Origin of the sequence: Paenibacillus sp. FSL R7-0273, from assembly GCF_000758625.1 — a bacterium.
GTDB lineage: Bacteria > Bacillota > Bacilli > Paenibacillales > Paenibacillaceae > Paenibacillus_AQ.
On sequence record NZ_CP009283.1, the window covers coordinates 2,317,524 to 2,333,232 of the forward strand.

The 15,709-nt window shown below is 45.5% G+C and carries 16 protein-coding genes and 1 pseudogene; 15 read left to right on the forward strand and 2 right to left on the reverse strand.

Annotated features, from left to right (window positions below; genetic code table 11):
• Nucleotides 1–321 precede the first annotated feature (321 nt).
• The 14 genes and pseudogenes from R70723_RS09805 to R70723_RS09870 all read left to right on the forward strand — a co-directional run bounded on the left by R70723_RS09805 (nucleotide 322) and on the right by R70723_RS09870 (nucleotide 12,904).
• Entirely contained in the window at nucleotides 322–1,230 is a 909-nt protein-coding gene (locus R70723_RS09805; protein ID WP_039871684.1) for a hypothetical protein, read from the forward strand.
• Nucleotides 1,231–1,331: 101 nt separating this feature from the next.
• Nucleotides 1,332–1,697 carry a hypothetical protein gene (locus R70723_RS09810; protein ID WP_144027226.1) on the forward strand — a complete coding sequence of 122 codons (366 nt, stop codon included), beginning with the start codon at nucleotides 1,332–1,334 and terminating at the stop codon, nucleotides 1,695–1,697.
• The gene (locus R70723_RS09815; protein WP_039871688.1) at nucleotides 1,684–2,193 is read left to right on the forward strand and encodes a hypothetical protein; all 510 of its coding nucleotides are present in this window, start codon (nucleotides 1,684–1,686) and stop codon (nucleotides 2,191–2,193) included. The genes R70723_RS09810 and R70723_RS09815 overlap by 14 nt, the downstream gene beginning before the upstream one ends.
• 504 nt (nucleotides 2,194–2,697) lie before the next feature.
• A pseudogene (locus R70723_RS32845) lies at nucleotides 2,698–2,957 on the forward strand (zincin-like metallopeptidase toxin domain-containing protein).
• Nucleotides 2,936–3,166: a hypothetical protein gene (locus R70723_RS33360; protein ID WP_144027227.1), complete on the forward strand. Its 231-nt coding sequence runs from the start codon at nucleotides 2,936–2,938 to the stop codon at nucleotides 3,164–3,166. The pseudogene R70723_RS32845 and the gene R70723_RS33360 overlap by 22 nt, the downstream one beginning before the upstream one ends.
• Nucleotides 3,167–5,496: 2,330 nt before the next feature.
• Nucleotides 5,497–6,114: an HNH endonuclease gene (locus tag R70723_RS09825; RefSeq protein WP_047171373.1), complete on the forward strand. Its 618-nt coding sequence runs from the start codon at nucleotides 5,497–5,499 to the stop codon at nucleotides 6,112–6,114.
• Nucleotides 6,115–6,132: 18 nt separating this feature from the next.
• Nucleotides 6,133–6,600 (forward strand): DUF6985 domain-containing protein, encoded by a 468-nt coding sequence (locus tag R70723_RS09830; RefSeq protein ID WP_039871692.1) that lies wholly within the window; start codon nucleotides 6,133–6,135, stop codon nucleotides 6,598–6,600.
• Between the two features lie 773 nt (nucleotides 6,601–7,373).
• A complete protein-coding gene (locus R70723_RS09840; RefSeq protein ID WP_156123802.1) occupies nucleotides 7,374–9,053 on the forward strand; it encodes a hypothetical protein in 1,680 nt (559 codons plus the stop codon).
• Nucleotides 9,054–9,064: 11 nt separating this feature from the next.
• A complete protein-coding gene (locus R70723_RS09845; RefSeq protein WP_039878523.1) occupies nucleotides 9,065–9,667 on the forward strand; it encodes a pentapeptide repeat-containing protein in 603 nt (200 codons plus the stop codon).
• Nucleotides 9,668–10,180: 513 nt separating this feature from the next.
• Nucleotides 10,181–10,306, forward strand: a complete 126-nt coding sequence (locus R70723_RS34235; protein WP_256704685.1) for a hypothetical protein — start codon at nucleotides 10,181–10,183, stop codon at nucleotides 10,304–10,306.
• A gap of 314 nt (nucleotides 10,307–10,620) precedes the next feature.
• Nucleotides 10,621–11,013, forward strand: a complete 393-nt coding sequence (locus tag R70723_RS09855) for a hypothetical protein (protein ID WP_039871694.1) — start codon at nucleotides 10,621–10,623, stop codon at nucleotides 11,011–11,013.
• A 173-nt stretch (nucleotides 11,014–11,186) separates the two neighbouring features.
• The gene (locus R70723_RS32850; RefSeq protein WP_081957334.1) at nucleotides 11,187–11,288 is read left to right on the forward strand and encodes an HNH endonuclease family protein; all 102 of its coding nucleotides are present in this window, start codon (nucleotides 11,187–11,189) and stop codon (nucleotides 11,286–11,288) included.
• Between the two features lie 7 nt (nucleotides 11,289–11,295).
• Nucleotides 11,296–11,727, forward strand: coding sequence for an SMI1/KNR4 family protein (locus R70723_RS09865; RefSeq protein ID WP_039878524.1), 432 nt, complete (start codon nucleotides 11,296–11,298; stop codon nucleotides 11,725–11,727).
• A 358-nt stretch (nucleotides 11,728–12,085) separates the two neighbouring features.
• Nucleotides 12,086–12,904, forward strand: coding sequence for a serine/threonine protein kinase (locus tag R70723_RS09870; protein ID WP_039871700.1), 819 nt, complete (start codon nucleotides 12,086–12,088; stop codon nucleotides 12,902–12,904).
• Between the two features lie 65 nt (nucleotides 12,905–12,969).
• Here R70723_RS09870 and R70723_RS09875 read toward each other — a convergent pair whose 3' ends face one another.
• Together R70723_RS09875 and R70723_RS09880 are read right to left on the reverse strand one after the other, a co-directional pair.
• The gene (locus R70723_RS09875; protein ID WP_039871701.1) at nucleotides 12,970–13,182 is read right to left on the reverse strand and encodes a hypothetical protein; all 213 of its coding nucleotides are present in this window, start codon (nucleotides 13,180–13,182) and stop codon (nucleotides 12,970–12,972) included.
• Nucleotides 13,183–13,392: 210 nt separating this feature from the next.
• Entirely contained in the window at nucleotides 13,393–13,935 is a 543-nt protein-coding gene (locus R70723_RS09880) for an NADPH-dependent FMN reductase (protein ID WP_039871702.1), read from the reverse strand.
• Between the two features lie 395 nt (nucleotides 13,936–14,330).
• Here R70723_RS09880 and R70723_RS09885 point away from each other — a divergent pair, with 395 nt between their 5' ends.
• Nucleotides 14,331–15,470 (forward strand): response regulator, encoded by a 1,140-nt coding sequence (locus R70723_RS09885; RefSeq protein ID WP_039871705.1) that lies wholly within the window; start codon nucleotides 14,331–14,333, stop codon nucleotides 15,468–15,470.
• The last annotated feature ends 239 nt before the right edge of the window (nucleotides 15,471–15,709 follow it).

Genomic DNA, 15,709 nt, shown 5'->3' on the forward strand with positions numbered 1-15,709 from the left:
AGGATGTACAGACTTTAAGGTTAGGAAAGAGATTGGACGGAAGCGCAGCAGCCGGGAGGATCGGGATTCCGGCATTAGCTCAAGCGGCGGTCATGAAGCTAATTACCAGCGTGTCCATCCTGTCGGGCCGGGACGAGTTGAGCCATGATCCGGCCGTGCAGAAGCTGCAGGGAGCAATGAAACTGCTGCCTTTGGCAGCGTTGACTGGTTTGCAGCACAGATCAAGCTTAGTGAAATCTACGAGGCACGGAATCAGATTGCGAAAGCGCAGACGGCTTACGGGGTATATCAGGCCTTTGCAACCGGACACAGATGGAGGCGATGCACCAACTAGCAGAAGCGGCCCGTCAGAAGCTGGAGTCACTGGGAGTAAATAAGCTGCAGTATGAGCCGGGAAAAGATCTAAGCGGCTACTTTAAGCAGGCGGCAGTACAGGCCTGTGAATATGATCCGTCAATGACAGCCGGTAGCGTGCCTTTGCTGCAGGATGAGGCGTATCAGCTGTTGCTGCGGAGGACGATGGAACCGGGCATTCAAGGTGAATGGGCAAAAAGCCAGCTGTCGGCCAAAAGACTGGAGGTCCAGCTGGCGCAGACGGCAAAGATACTGGCGGCAAAAATCGAAGCCGAGCAGCGGCTGGCGGGTCCCCCGGTGAACCTGCCGGACGGAACACCGATCACCGCGAAGAACAAAGAGAATGAGATAACTCTGGCCTACTTCCAGGACAAGGTGTATAACCCGGATGCCCAGCTTACCCCGATGTATACGGCATACCTGGGAAGGCTGGAAGACACCTACGGGATGACGGAGTGGCGGAAGAAAGTGGTGCAGGCTGACGCGGTAGCAATGGCATTTACTGAAGCGCTCCTAAAAGAGACGGTGATGGGTGTGGTAGATACCGCGAAATTTGCCTTCCATCTCGCGGTGGACCCGGAGAAAACAACCCAGGAAGTGCTGGACCAGGCGAATTACCTGATCAATCACCCGGAGGTACTGGTCGAAGCAGCGAAGACAGTGTACCATAACTTTGAGGAAGGAACACCGGAAGAAAGGGCCGCGATGCTGGGAGCCGTAGCGTCAGTCCTGGTACCGGGCCTCTCGGTCACCAAGAGCGGAAAGATAGGCCAGGTATTGGACGGGGTGCAGGGCCTGGCGGACAAGGCGGTGGAAGGGGTCAAGGACCTGGGCGAGGTCCTGAAGAACAGCGAGAAATTCCATTTCCGGACCTGAATCCATTCGTAACGACCCCGGAAGGCTTTACCATCAACTTCAACGCGGGGAAGATTCCCGAAACGAATCCGTTGCCTAAAACCTCAGTGCAGGAGCATTATTTGAGTGAGATGGATGGACTGGGGGATGGGAAGGCGGGTAAGATTGAGGGGACGGGTAAGATTGGTGTAGTAAGCGAGGGTTCGGGTGGTCAAAATTTACTATCAAGTATAGGGAAAGTAGATAAAGCTCCATCAACAGTTAAATACTTGGAAGACGGTATTAGAAATGAGCCGTTTGAGCATGGTCTGTTTTTCGATAAAGACGGCAATGTGATTGGTAAATTAATCTCTGATGGTGAACAAGCAAAAATTGATCTTTCTTCTTATAAAGATATAGCAAAGGATACTATATTTACTCATAATCATCCTAGTAACAGATTTCAAACATACCATAAAGAAAGCAGGGGGAACTTTGGAAAGGTTTGAAAAAGCAGTACAAAGGATTATAAATATTGATTGGAACGCCAGGAGGCAAGACCTTCCTTCACATGCATTACTTGTAACTGAATTTATTAATAGGGGTAACATTTTTAGAGATGTTTATTGTCCTGATAATAAAATACGTAAACCTATATACAGTGCGGCTCAGATTATTGGTGTTAAAGAAGAAATACTGCTTAATATTCAAAAAAAAGTTGAGGAATTGGAATTATTGAAACAAGGTTGGACAGTAGAGTTCTTGTGCAAATATTTTTTAGAGTGGGAGTGGATAATTAGCGTTGGAGAAAAGATAGATTTACGTTTTGAAGATCTTTATGAACCTATAATATTGTTGTTTGAGAGAGGGGGGAGAGTTAGTTATCACCATAATGAGCTTGTTTGTGGAAAATATGGATGGCCTCAGAATGTTTATCATTTTCCAAGAACAGAATTTAGTGAATTAAACATGGAGAGACTAGATGAAATAGATAGAGTAGTATGATTTATATTTTTGATTCTTTCTATTGCTGAATTTTTTTATTTTTATTGTTTGTCTATTTCAGAAAAAAACTATAAATCACTTTGTATGAGCAGTATGCATGTTAAATACAAGCATTAACGCCACAATGCGAGCTATCCGACCGTATTGTGGTTTTCTTTTGCCCTGGTCTCAAATCCCATCCAGTACCGAATGTACCTATCATTAAAAGAGTAACACTTTCTCACCGACCGTATACAAATCAATGGTATCAGGAGCAATAAGCGGAACAATTGGAGAAGCGTTTGACGCCGTCAATGATTACCGGGATGATGGGAAGCAGAGCCTGGGGGAACGATTAATCTCAGTAGGCGTCAACACCGTGGTTGCCGGAGCAGGAGTGTGTTGATAACGACCGCCAGCAAAGGGCTAGCCGGTATAAAGAAAATCGTGAACCGGTCCATACCGGAAGTGAAGGTTAAAGAGGTTGAAGCTACGGGTGATTTTGATTACAAGGAATGGGCAGATATGCCCGTAAGTGGTCAGATTAAACTCGCACCTAACGGTCAAAGATTAATAAGTATTCGTGATTTGAAATTGTTTGAAAAAGAAATGAATACAGATGGAATTAGTATTATCCCTGATAAAAAAGGACTATACTACCAGATGACGTAGCCGCAGCTTTCGATCCAGCTACTGGAACGATAATCTTAAGAAAAGATCCGACTTATTTAAGCGCAATTCATGAATCATATCATGCAAAGCAATGGATGGAGATAGGGGTGTAGTAGGAATTGCGTGGATTGTCCTAGTTTCTATAGTACCTACCGTTTATCATGCAAATGATGCATTTTCTATAGTTATTTCTGATATAAAGGCAAAAGTTGAATACATTATTGATGCTAATGGACATTATTACGCCCCACATGTAGAAGGAATAAGCGGTATGACGGATAAAGAATTTGATTCACTGTGGGATGAAGAAAGTGAAGAATAGAATTGAAAATATTGTGTAACTCTCAAATCCATGAAAATGGAAGTAAGAGAAAGGTTGGGGGGACACATGGGACTTGTGTTTAATTGTGAATTCCCTCTGTGGGGAATCCGTACTTAAAAGAGTTTACACAAAATTAAATGCAAGACCTTGTAATGCCGTCTTAGGATTACGTCATTTCAATTGTACGCACATCAAAGCTAAAACTTTACAATGAACAGGTCGATTATGGTTTGAGCCACCATGATTTACCTGTTTTTGTTGTTATTCACTTTCTTGCGTTTTCCACTGAACGTACCAACAAAGAAAATATTACATTCCGTATCCTTATCCAAATAGGAAATGCTAAAGCTTAAGGATGAATGAACAAAGCGTACTTCTTTAAGCATTAATCATTTCTTTCGTCAACTTACAAATGCTTAATTGATCATCCGCATGGGTTATTATCAACTTTTGAATGGAATTCTATAAAATTAATGGAAAATATAACCGATAATAAAGAGGGATTTAATATTTTCAAATATTCATAACACCTATGCGTACATTCTGTCTGATTAACTGTGAAGGATGAAGAATAGGAGGGAATATTCCACGAATTAAAATACATATGAACCAAATGCATTACATAAAGCAGATCAAGGAACTCAGGAATAAAACTTGAGTGAGTTCAAGCACCGGATAAAATTTTATTAAGTGCAAGCAGGAGGAATCCTATGTCCGCAATGAAGCTAACCTTTGACATAGAAGAAGCAGACCGCCTACAGAGGAAAATCGGTCAGGTGAGTCAAGACACGAACCGGCTGTATATGCAGTTTAAAGGTCAGGCCGGGAACTGGAGCGGAATTCCGCTGGGGTCCAGCCTACAGCAAGCCCAGGTGCTCCTTAACGAGCTGACGGTGGAAGCGGAGAGACTGGAAGATCTCATACGGACAGCCGCAAAAGGAGTCCAGAATGTACAGGAGGAGAATAGTCAGCGGGCGAATCAGCTCATGCAGCAGTTTAGCGTGCTGGGTGTACTGTTCGGCAGGCTGGACGGAAGCGCAGCAGCCGGTCGGATCGGGATTCCGGCATTGGCCCAGACGGCGGTTATGAAGCTAATTACCAGCGTGTCTATCCTATCGGGCCGGGACGAGCTGAGCCGTGATCCGGCCGTGCAAAAGCTGCAGGGAGTGATGAAAACCTCTGCCATTGGCAGCTTAGCGTGGTTTGCAGCACAGATCAAGCTTGCCGAAATCTACGAGGCACGAAATCAGATCGCAAAAGCACAGACGGCTTACGGGGTGTATCAGGCCTTTGGCAACCGGACACAGATGGAGGCGGTGCACCAAGTAGCAGAAGCGGCCCGTCAGAAGCTGGAGTCACTGGGAGTAAATAAGCTGCAGTATGAGCCGGGAAACGATCTAAGCGGCTACTTTAAGCAGGCGGCCGTACAGGCCTGTGAATATGATCCGTCGATTACAGCCGGTAGCGTGCCTTTGCTGCAGGATGAGGCGTATCAGCTGTTGCTGCGGATGGCGATGGAACCGGGCATTCAAGGTGAATGGGCAAAAAGCCAGCTGCCGGCCAAGAGACTGGAGGTCCAGCTGGCGCAGACGGCAAAGATACTGGCGGCAAAAATCGAAGCCGAGCAGCGGCTGGCGGGTCCGCCGGTGAAGCTGCCGGACGGGACCCCGATCACCGCGAAGAACAAAGAGAATGAGATAACTCTGGCCTACTTCCAGGACAAGGTGTATAACGCGGATGCCCAGCTTACGCCGATGTATACGGCATACCTGGGATGGCTGGAAGACACCTATGGGATGACGGAGTGGCGGAAGAAAGTGGTGCAGGCTGACGGGGTAGCAATGGCATTTACTGAAGCGCTCCTAAAAGAGACGGTGATGGGCGTGGTAGACACCGCGAAATTTGCCTTCCGGCTCGCGGTGGACCCGGAGAAAACAACCCGGGAAGTGCTCGACCAGGCGAATTACCTGATCAATCACCCGGAGGTACTGGTCGAAGCAGCGAAGACAGTGTACCATAACTTTGAGGAAGGAACACCGGAAGAACGGGCGGCGATGCTGGGATCCGTAGCGTCAGTCCTGGTACCGGGCCTCTCGGTCACCAAGAGCGGAAAGGTAGGCCAGTTATTGGACGGAGTGCAGGGCCTGGCGGACAAAGCGGTGGAAGGGGTCAAGGACCTGGGCAAGGTCCTGAAGAACAGCGAGAAATTCCCGGACCTGAATCCATTCGCAACGACACCGGAAGGCTTTACCATCAACTTCAACGCGGGGAAGATTCCTGAAACGAATCCGTTGCCTAAAACCTCAGTGCAGGAGCATTATTTGAGTGAGATGGATGGACTGGGGGATGGGAAGGCGGGGAAGATTGAGGGGACGGGTAAGATTGACAATACTCCGCCTGCTTTCAGGCAAACTGAGTTTGCCAGTTCTTATGAAGCAAGATTTAGTCAGACACCTGCACCTGAAAATCCAAAAGTTGGTTTTGAAGGAACTAGGGGCGAATCTAAGTGTACTCTTAAGCCGCCACCTGATCCTGATCTACAAATAGTATTAGATGAGGCTGGCATTGATGGTATACAATATAAAAATGCTGTACCAGACTTTTCACCTGTAGCAAAAGCACAAGTAGAAATCGAATATATGCTAGGCGGAAAAGGAACTTATGGAGGAAAAGCACGAAGGGAAAATTTCATTCAATCAGATTCAAAATTGGCTGAGCAACTCAATAATTCTCCTGAATTAGCACGCCAATTCGGAATGGAGTCTGGTAAAATTAGTGCAAGGGATATAAAGATTTATCGTGAAAAAAACAACTTAACATGGCATGAATTAAATGACGTAAAAACAATGCAACTAGTGCCAACAAATATGAACAGCACGTTTGGACATCTTGGCGGTGTAGGAGAGATTAATGCAGGGGCATTTGAACCTGGAGGTTTTGCCAAATAATCAAAAGGAGGTCATAAAATGAAAAAAAATGATCTAATCTTTGGTGATCTTGAGTATAACTATAGCTGGTCTAAGGATACTACTATTCTTTTTTTCGGAAGAGAAACTGATATTACATTAATGATTGATGGCGAAGAAGATGGGGAATTTGATGAAGAACAGTACGCGGCATACCAAGCGTTAATGAAGAGTTGGGAACAATTACATGGGAGTTTTCTTGAACCAATTTTAAATTATTATCGACAAAAGCGATATGAATTAGGTTACGATATCGCTCAGAATGGAAATTATCCTTTAGTCGAAACAAGTGACCAAATTCTTGAAATGATTGCTCTAGAGGGAATTGTGGTCCCATATGGAGATATAAGAGAAGGTCGAGATATTGGATTGCTTTTTAATTGCACATGGGACCAGGAAAATGGATTGGGACTTCGTTTATTGAATGAAGAGGTGGTTGATGTAGGATACCAGGATATTGTAATTTAGTAGTCAAATAAGCCAGTAGTACACCGCGCATCATATATCAAGCAGGTGGGAGATAACGAAGCCAAGCAAATATTCTTGCCCGTGAGAAGACTAAACCGAATCGGTAAATCATCCATATAGTGTGACGAGAGTGGTAATTTAATCAAATGTATTTAGGAATTACCTCATAGATTACTTCCGATGTGACTGGAGAACGTGCTAGGACATGGAGTTGATCTTGATGAACTTACTCAAATTTTTTAAGGATGTCAGAGACCCGATGTCTCAGGAGCAAGTCGAACTGAACCTCGCACATTACCTTGCTAAAATGAAGCATAATGATGTCGTTTATCGGAATCAGGTCTTAGCAAAGGTTGCTTGATTCTTAAATCAATATGACTGGCGGCCATCCGACAATCTCATATGGATTACTATCGTAAATATTTGCTGTTGTTTGGCTAACCTGTTCCCCGCCGTTGTGCGGGGATTTTCTTTTTGTTGCACAGGTCTTAACTATCACATCACCCTATCGTATAGAGAAGTTGAAAGAGCATAGCTCCTGACAACATAGAAGAGGATGAAGAACATGGTAGTATATCAATGGTTGGATGACATGAAAACCCAGTTTCACTACATTGACGACGAGGGCGCATTCGCAGAACTAGACTTGGAACAGGAGAACGACAGTTGCATAACATGCCATTAGGCGAATAACACTTTCTTCCAGCGTGTCCATCCTATCGGGCCGGGACGAGCTGAGCCGTGATCCGGCCGTGCAAAAGCTGGAGGAAGTGATGAAAATCTCTGCCATTGGCAGCTTAGCGTGGTTTACAGCACAGATCAAACTTGCCGAAATCTACGAGGCACGAAATCAGATCGCAAAAGCACAGACGGCTTACGGGGTGTATCAGGCCTTTGGCAACCGGACACAGATGGAGGCGGTGCACCAAGTAGCAGAAGCGGCCCGTCAGAAGCTGGAGTCACTGGGAGTAAATAAGCTGCAGTATGAGCCGGGAAAAGATCTAAGCGGCTACTTTAAGCAGGCGGCCGTACAGGTCTGTGAATATGATCCGTCGATTACAGCCGGTAGCGTGCCTTTGCTGCAGGATGAGGCGTATCAGCTGTTGCTGCGGATGGCGATGGAACCGGGCATTCAAGGTGAATGGGCAAAAAGCCAGCTGCCGGCCAAGAGACTGGAGGTCCAGCTGGCGCAGACGGCAAAGATACTGGCAGCAAAAATCGAAGCCGAGCAGCGGCTGGCAGGTCCGCCAGTGAATCTGCCGGACGGGACACCAATCACCGCGAAGAACAAAGAGAATGAGATAACTCTGGCCTACTTCCAGGACAAGGTGTATAACGCGGATGCCCAGCTTACGCCGATGTATACAGCATACCTGGGATGGCTGGAAGACACCTATGGGATGACGGAATGGCGGAAGAAAGTGGTTCAGGCTGACGCGGTAGTAATGTCGTTTACTGAAGCGCTCATCAAAGAGATCGTTATGGGCGTAGTGGACACCGCTAAATTTGCCTTCAATCTCGCTGTGGACCCGGAGAAAACGACCCAGGAAGTGCTCGACCAGGCGAATTACCTGATCAATCACCCGGAGGTACTGGTCGAAGCAGCGAAGACAGTGTACCATAACTTTGAGGAAGGAACACCGGAAGAACGGGCGGCGATGCTGGGATCCGTAGCGTCAGTCCTGGTACCGGGCCTCTCGGTCACCAAGAGCGGAAAGGTAGGCCAGGTATTGGACGAAGTGCAGGGCCTGGCGGACAAAGCGGTGGAAGGGGTCAAGGACCTGGGCAAGGCCCTGAAGAACAGCGAGAAATTCCCGGATCGGAATCCATTCGTAACGACACCGGAAGGCTTTACCATCAACTTCAACGCGGGGAAGATTCCTGAAACGAATCCGTTGCCTAAAACCTCAGTCCAGGAGCATTATTTGAGTGAGATGGATGGATTGGGGGATGGGAAGGCGGGGAAGATTGAAGGGGTGGGAGAAGGTAACAAGCCTAACCTTTATGATAAGGCTGGAAATTATACTGGCCGTAGAACTCAGAAGGAATTGGATGACTTAGCTCGAGATCCAGCAAGTAATGGGAAAATAGAACCTAAAAATATCAGGGAAAGGGAAGTTGGATTAGCAGTAGAAGAAAGAGGTCGATTGGGAAAGCTAGTACGTGATCCTCAAGCAGAAAATGGAGCAGAGTTTATTGATACTTCTTCAGGTTTAAAGTGGGATGTGAAAAGCTTTGAATCATACCCAAGTGGTGACAATGGAGTTCCTATAACAAATCCCAAAAAGGGTGCCTTTACTATCAAACAAGGTATGAAAAAGCTACAAAAAGAATTTGATAATGGGAACAACATAATTATTGACACAAGAAAAATGGAGCCTGAGCATGTTGAACAACTCAAGAAAGCAATTGATGAAGAAGGAGTAACAGATAAAATAATATGGTATCCTTAAGGGGTGGGAAAATGGAAGGAAATCTAAATAGGAAGTTTGATTTGCATAAAAAGTGGGTTGAGACAATTGGTAAAGAAGGCGAAATGTTGAAGTTAGATGAAGTGGATTTAAGAAGTTTTGATTTATCCGGTATATTGCTTGAACAAGCTTATTTAATAGAGTGTATTTTTGATCATCTCAGACTGGAAAATATTGATTTTCACACATCATTGTTAGCGTCGTCAACATTTAAAAATGCATATTTAGATAAATGTGATTTTTATAAATCAGATCTTAGATATACGGATTTTTCCAACTGTGTCATTAAAAACAGTAGATTTAGTAAAGGTGATTGTTGGGAAGCAATATTTAGAAATGCATATTTACTAGATTGTAATTTGATTAATGTATCGTTTTACTTAACGGATTTTAGTTGGGCAAGACTAGAAAATATAGATATAAGTGTAGCGACATTTGAAGAAACATTATTAGGCGGAGTGACTTTGAAAAATATTAAAGGTATAGAAGAAGCTCATATTAAAAGTATTAATATTGGTACGTTGGAGAAACCGATTTTGTTGAAATCAGATGAAGCAAAGAAATGGATGTTAGAAAAATGTGAAGTAAGTGGTTAAGAGGATTGGCTAACAGTGCCGAGTGAAATGGGTAGCAATGCTCAAACAGACTTAACTCTTGTCAGCTCCATATGAAGTTTTACTAAATATGTTTGTATGCACATCATATGCTTTAATTTTATAACCTAAATATCCCTATTCCGTTACATCAAACAGGTCATTATGGTCAGATATTACCATGATTGACCTGTTTTTTATTTACCGCCAATCATGCGCATCAAGCACCGTCTGTTAAGCTAGAGAGAGATAACGAAGCCAAGCAAATTCAACTTTTCATGCCTATTCGAAGATTTAACCGAATGAGAAAATCATCAGATAATGTGTCGAGATGCGGTAATCTAATGGAGTTAATCATGGATTACTACGGTTGTGACAAAATCAAGAATTCAAAAACGTCCTATGCTTCTGTATGTCTGGTGAGTAGGAAGCACAGCGGCAGTATCTCTTATGGAGGAAATGGAGCGTTCAGCAAAAACTAGACGCCCACGCTACCACAGAAGGGAGGATGCATCCATGAAACGACTACCTTTAGAAACAGCCCTAGCCCTGATGAGGCGGGAGAATGTGCTAAGACATGGCTTTGGTCTTGATGAATTAATTGAAATCATCGTCAAACATATCAAAGACCCGATTTCATAAGAGCAAATTGAGCTAAGTGTGCTCATCACCTTGCTTAAATCGAAGCACAATGATGTCGTTCATCGGAATCAAGTCTTAGCAAAGATTGCTCGATTCTTAAATAACTATGACTGGCGGCTATCCGACAATCTCATATGGATTACTATCGTAAATACTTGCCGTTTTGAAAAACATGGTAGTATATCAATGGTTGAATGACATGAAAACCCAGTTTCACTACATTGACGACGAGGGCGCATTCGCAGAACTAGACTTGAAACAGGAGAAAGACAGTTACATAACATGCCGTCAGGCGAATAACACTTACTTCCAGCGTGTCCATCCTGTTTGGCCGGGACGAGCTGAGCTGTGAAGCGGCCGTGCAAAAGCTGCAGGGAGTGATGAAAACCTCTGTCATTGGCAGCGTTGACTGGTTTGCAGCACAAATCAAGCTTGCCGAAATCTACGAGGCACGAAATCAGATCGCAAAAGCACAGACGGCTTACGGGGTGTATCAGGCTTTTGGGAACCGGACACAGATGGAGGCGATGCACCAAGTAGCAGAAGCGGCCCGTCAGAATCTGGAGTCACTGGGAGTAAATAAGCTGCAGTATGAGCCGGGAAAAGATCTAAGCGGCTACTTTAAGCAGGCGGCAGTACAGGCCTGTGAATATAATCCGTCGATGACTGCCGGTAGCGTGCCTTTGCTGCAGGATGAGGCGTATTAGCTGTTGCTGCGGTGGACGATGGAACCGGGCATTCAAGGTGAATGGGCAAAAAGCCAGCTGCTGGCCAAGAGACTGGAGGTCCAGGCGGCAAATACAGAGGCAGGACTTAGTAAAACATCTATCCCATCTGTAGCAGGAAAAATAAGCCTCCAGAAGGTTATACATGGCATCATATGGAGGATGGAAAGACAATGGTACTGGTTGAAAAAGATATTCACGACGAATTTAAGCACATGGGCGGACAGTCCATTGTAAATGGAACAGGAGGAGATTAAGTTGGAGATGCAAGCGAATAGTGAAGTCTTAACAGAATCAAGACTTCAAGACTTTGAGAGAATGAATGGAGTTCAACTTCCCCAACAGTATCGAGAATTTTTATTGAAATACAATGGAGGTTATCCCAAACCATATTACTTTAGAATCTCACAAGAGCAAGGCATTGGGATGGTAAATATTTTCTATGGTATTGGTGAGATGTATGACAATTTAGAAAAGAGAATTGATATATTTGACGATATAATAGATATAGGTTTTTTTCCAATCGCAGATGATTCGGGTGGAAATCAAATTTGTTTAGGTCTTACTGAAAAGTATTCCGGCAATGTTTACTTTTGGATTCATGATGAAGACCCCGAAGATATGAGTAATATGTATTTCATTGCTAAGGATTTCAAAGAATTTTTAGAGAAACTGTATGACGAGACAGTAGAATAATTTGATAATAATAGATGAATTGATTGTTTAGAGGTTACCCAGTACCGAATATTCCGTTACATCAAACAGGTCGATTATGGTCAGATACCACCATGATTGACCTGTTTTTGTTAGTTCGCTAGGAATTACTAAAAAAGATAGAGAAATATAGAAATAAAACAAATTAATGTGGAATAAATTGGGTGAAACTAATACAATGCAAATTAACCTAACTAAATAAACAGTACATTCAGACTATGGCGGAGTTGGAGAAATAAGTGCAGGTGCGTTGCACCTCCGCTTTAGCCGGCGGCATTCCAACCTGCAGCAAATTATGTGATAATAGCATTAAAACTTCTGGGACAGGAGAAAACAAGCTATGGCATTTGAGTGGCTGAACGGGTTTGTTCGGGCCTGGAAGGATTACCCGCTTCACGAAGGGTCAAGGATTGGCGGGAGGTATACAATTGAGTGTTTGATCGGTGAAGGGAGCTATGGGCTAACCTACCGCTGTAGTGATATAGAGAACGGCAGGGTTTACGCGCTGAAGCAGTCCAGGCCGAGCAAAAAGACTGCCGGACGGGTGCTGCTGGAGAAGGAGTATACTATCCTGCGGTCAATGGAGCATCCGAATATCCCCCGGTGCCGGGACTATCTGGAGTATAAAGGATCGAACTGGCTGGTCAGTGATTATATTACGGGAAAAACGCTGGAGGATCTGATCTTTGATGATCAGCTCATCTACGGTGAACGGGAGAGCCTGGCTGTCATTATGAAGCTGGCGGAGCTGGTGGCCCATGTTCATTCCCGCGGCTATGTGCACCTGGATCTGCGGATTCCGAATGTGATCCTGCAGGAGGATGCTTTGTATCTGATTGACTTTGGACTGGCTAGCAGAATCGGAGAAGAAAGAACGGCAGAAGCGCAGGTACGCCTTGATCCGGCACTGCTGCCTGAGCAGCTGCCGCCGGTGGTCGCCTCGGATCTGCATGACATGGGCCGGCTGATGCTGTTTATGCTGTATTCTGCCTATGAGCCGGTAAGGGGTGAAGAGGAGCGGAGCTGGAGGGAGGAGTTGAAGCTCTCACCTGAAATGCGGCTGCTGCTCAGCCGGCTGCTGGGTGAGCAGGCTGAGCCATATCCTGACATAGAGGCCTTTGCCCGTGAGGCTGCAGCACTGTATGAGAAGCTGCTGTAGTAATAGAAAGAGGCGCTTCCGGTTTGAACGGGAAGCGCCTCTAGTGTTATTTCGGCTACCAATGCTTAGCTTGAGCTGCCGTAACGGTTCTTATAATATTTGTGTCCGCTTCCTCCGCGCCGGGCATCGGAGGATGAATACCGCTTATAGCCGCGGCTGCTGCTTGAGTGTCTGCCGTAAAATGAGCGGCCTTTATGACTGCTGGAATGCCTGCGGTGACCGCCGGGCCTGGAGTGTTCCACGGAATGCAGCACTTTACCAAGAAGTTTTCTGAGCATTGTTATTCCTCCTTATATGTTATGTTGCGCTTGTAATTTAATCTTACTCTATAATTACCCGTTAGTACGCCGTAATTACATTAAGGTTTCATGAGGAATTTTTCATTTTTGTAGGTGCAGTATTTATGCTAGAGTGCTGGCATCCTGCAGCAGCTACAGCAAACAGCCGCCTCCGGACAGGAGGCGGCTGTTTGCTGTGAGTAATCCTGCTTACGCGCGCAGAGTCTTGAGAGCACCGCTCCAGGCCAGTACCTGATCAAGCATGGCATTGACGTTTGCTTTATGCAGGTCAGCCGGCTTAAACACGGTTCCGTTCTCGAAATCAGTGAACAGGGAGAGCAGCGGATGTACCCGGACATCTGCAACCTGAAGCTCTCCGAGAATGCCGCGGAGATGCTCGGCTGCACGGGCGCCGCCTGCCGAGCCGTAGCTTACGATACCTGCCGCCTTGTTATTCCATTCATCACGTGCCGAGTCGAGCGCGTTCTTGAGCGCGCCGGTGATGCTGTGGTTATACTCCTGGGCAATGAATACAAAACCATCCAGCGTAGCCAGCTTAGCAGCCCAGGCTGCGGCAGGGGCATAATCGTCGCTCTCGCCCAATAGCGGCAGCTTAAAGTCGGCAATATCCACAATTTCATAATTAGCGTCTCCACGTGCATCTGCAATGCCTTTAACCCATTCCCCAACTTGCGGACTAACGCGGCCCTGACGGGTGCTTCCCAGAATAATTCCGATGTTTAAAGTAGTCATTTGATATTCCTCCCAAGTAATGATATTAAATGTCGTTTGTTTGTTGTTTGTGTTTTTATTATAGCATATTACTTTTATAAAGCAAGTATAAAAATGAAACTAAAATACATTTTCAGTTGCAGTCAGATTTAACGGGAAAATAAGCGTTCATTCCTGCCGGATTAACTGTTGGAAGCGGATTTACAGGAAAAACGCTTCATGATAAACTATTAGCCTAAATGGTTATTTTAAAATTTAATTAACTTTCGGCAGACTGTATTTTCATATATGATTTCACCGCGGCGATAAGTGTATTCTCTACAATTGTATGAGGTTGTAGCAGAAAATATGGATTGAGCGTAACTGCCGCAGTAAGAGCGGGTTTTTGGCAGCCAGATGTATACTGGAGGAAAATTATGATAAGAGCGGTAATCATCGACGACGAAAAGCCTGCGCTTGATGTACTGGGCAATATGCTGCTAAAGGATAAACGTATCGAAGTGATTGGTGCTTTCCGGAAGCCTTCGGATGCTATACGGGAGATCGCCGGTCTTAAGCCGGACGCCGTGTTTCTGGATATGGAAATGCCGGGCATGAACGGCGTGGAGCTGGCATTGGCATTGCTGAAATTATGCGGGGAGCTGGATATTATTTTTGTAACCGCTCATACCTCCTACGCTTTAGATGCTTTTAAAGTGGAAGCTCTCGATTATCTGCTGAAGCCCTTGATTCCGGACCAGCTGGACCGTGCGGTTACCCGGCTTCAGAAAAAAAGGGTATTGCGTGGAGCTTTTAACGCCGCCGCACGATCCATACCGCAAGAAACCCGTATTGTCGGCTTCGGCGGACTTAAGCTTTTGAATACCTCGGGCGAGGAAGAGGAAGTGAAATGGAGAACCTCCAAAACGAAGGAGCTAATGTCATTCCTGTTCTTGAAAGGGTTGTCCAATGTGTACAAGGGACAGATTATTCAGGCGCTCTGGCCGGACTGCAGCGATGAGCAGGCCCAATCCAACCTGCACACCACTATGTATAAATTGAAGAAGGCATTGAAGGCAGCGGGAATCAACATCGTTATTCATTTTAAAAGCGGAAAATACCGGATGGAGCTTGAACGCGCTACAGGAGATATCTGGGAGTTCGAGACGTTCATCAGTGAAAACAAGGCTGTTGATACAGCGAACGCCATGAATGTGGAGCGGGTGCTGGAGCTGTACACCGGAGATTTATTCGCCGATTCGGACTACCTGTGGAGCATCTCCAAGCGGGAGGAAATGTTGAGCTTCTATATTAAGCTGTCCAAAAGGCTCTGTGGCTTCTACATGAATGAGGGAAGAACGGAGGAAGCTATTCAGCGGATGGGTAAGCTGCTGCAGCATGCCCCGCTTGACGAAGAGGCGCATGAACTGCTGCTGGGCCTTTATTTCCGGCAAAAGGACCGGATCAGCCTGATCCGTCATTATCATGCCATGAAGGAGCTGCTTAATCATGAGCTCGGGCTTGAGCCGAGAGAGTCAGTCAGACAGCTGTATAACGATATGCTGTACAAGCTATGAATGTATATGACGTAAAAAGCGAACATCTTCCCCCGCCGGAAGGTGTTTTTTTGTGTGCGGTTGTAAAAGATCCTTACGCTGGATTGTGATTATTTCACAACTAAGCAGCACAAAAAAATGTGTCGGAAAATGTCCAGAAAATGTCCATAGTCCGGTGATACATTTAATCAGTGTATACATTTTTCGATAGGAGGTATTATCTGCTACAAAAAAAGACAGGAATGCGGAGCATTTGAAGG

What these genes read in the sequence shown, in the direction of transcription:
- R70723_RS09830 (WP_039871692.1), top strand. Translation starts at nt 6,133, where the DNA reads ATGAAAAAAAATGATCTAATCTTTGGTGATCTTGAGTATAACTATAGC.
- R70723_RS09880 (WP_039871702.1), bottom strand. Translation starts at nt 13,935, where the DNA reads ATGACTACTTTAAACATCGGAATTATTCTGGGAAGCACCCGTCAGGGC.
- R70723_RS34235 (WP_256704685.1), top strand. Translation starts at nt 10,181, where the DNA reads ATGAAACGACTACCTTTAGAAACAGCCCTAGCCCTGATGAGGCGGGAG.
- R70723_RS09845 (WP_039878523.1), top strand. Translation starts at nt 9,065, where the DNA reads ATGGAAGGAAATCTAAATAGGAAGTTTGATTTGCATAAAAAGTGGGTT.
- R70723_RS09875 (WP_039871701.1), bottom strand. Translation starts at nt 13,182, where the DNA reads ATGCTCAGAAAACTTCTTGGTAAAGTGCTGCATTCCGTGGAACACTCC.
- R70723_RS32850 (WP_081957334.1), top strand. Translation starts at nt 11,187, where the DNA reads ATGGAGGATGGAAAGACAATGGTACTGGTTGAAAAAGATATTCACGAC.
- R70723_RS09885 (WP_039871705.1), top strand. Translation starts at nt 14,331, where the DNA reads ATGATAAGAGCGGTAATCATCGACGACGAAAAGCCTGCGCTTGATGTA.
- R70723_RS33360 (WP_144027227.1), top strand. Translation starts at nt 2,936, where the DNA reads ATGGATGGAGATAGGGGTGTAGTAGGAATTGCGTGGATTGTCCTAGTT.
- R70723_RS09825 (WP_047171373.1), top strand. Translation starts at nt 5,497, where the DNA reads ATGGATGGACTGGGGGATGGGAAGGCGGGGAAGATTGAGGGGACGGGT.
- R70723_RS09805 (WP_039871684.1), top strand. Translation starts at nt 322, where the DNA reads ATGCACCAACTAGCAGAAGCGGCCCGTCAGAAGCTGGAGTCACTGGGA.
- R70723_RS09870 (WP_039871700.1), top strand. Translation starts at nt 12,086, where the DNA reads ATGGCATTTGAGTGGCTGAACGGGTTTGTTCGGGCCTGGAAGGATTAC.
- R70723_RS09865 (WP_039878524.1), top strand. Translation starts at nt 11,296, where the DNA reads ATGCAAGCGAATAGTGAAGTCTTAACAGAATCAAGACTTCAAGACTTT.
- R70723_RS09840 (WP_156123802.1), top strand. Translation starts at nt 7,374, where the DNA reads ATGAAAATCTCTGCCATTGGCAGCTTAGCGTGGTTTACAGCACAGATC.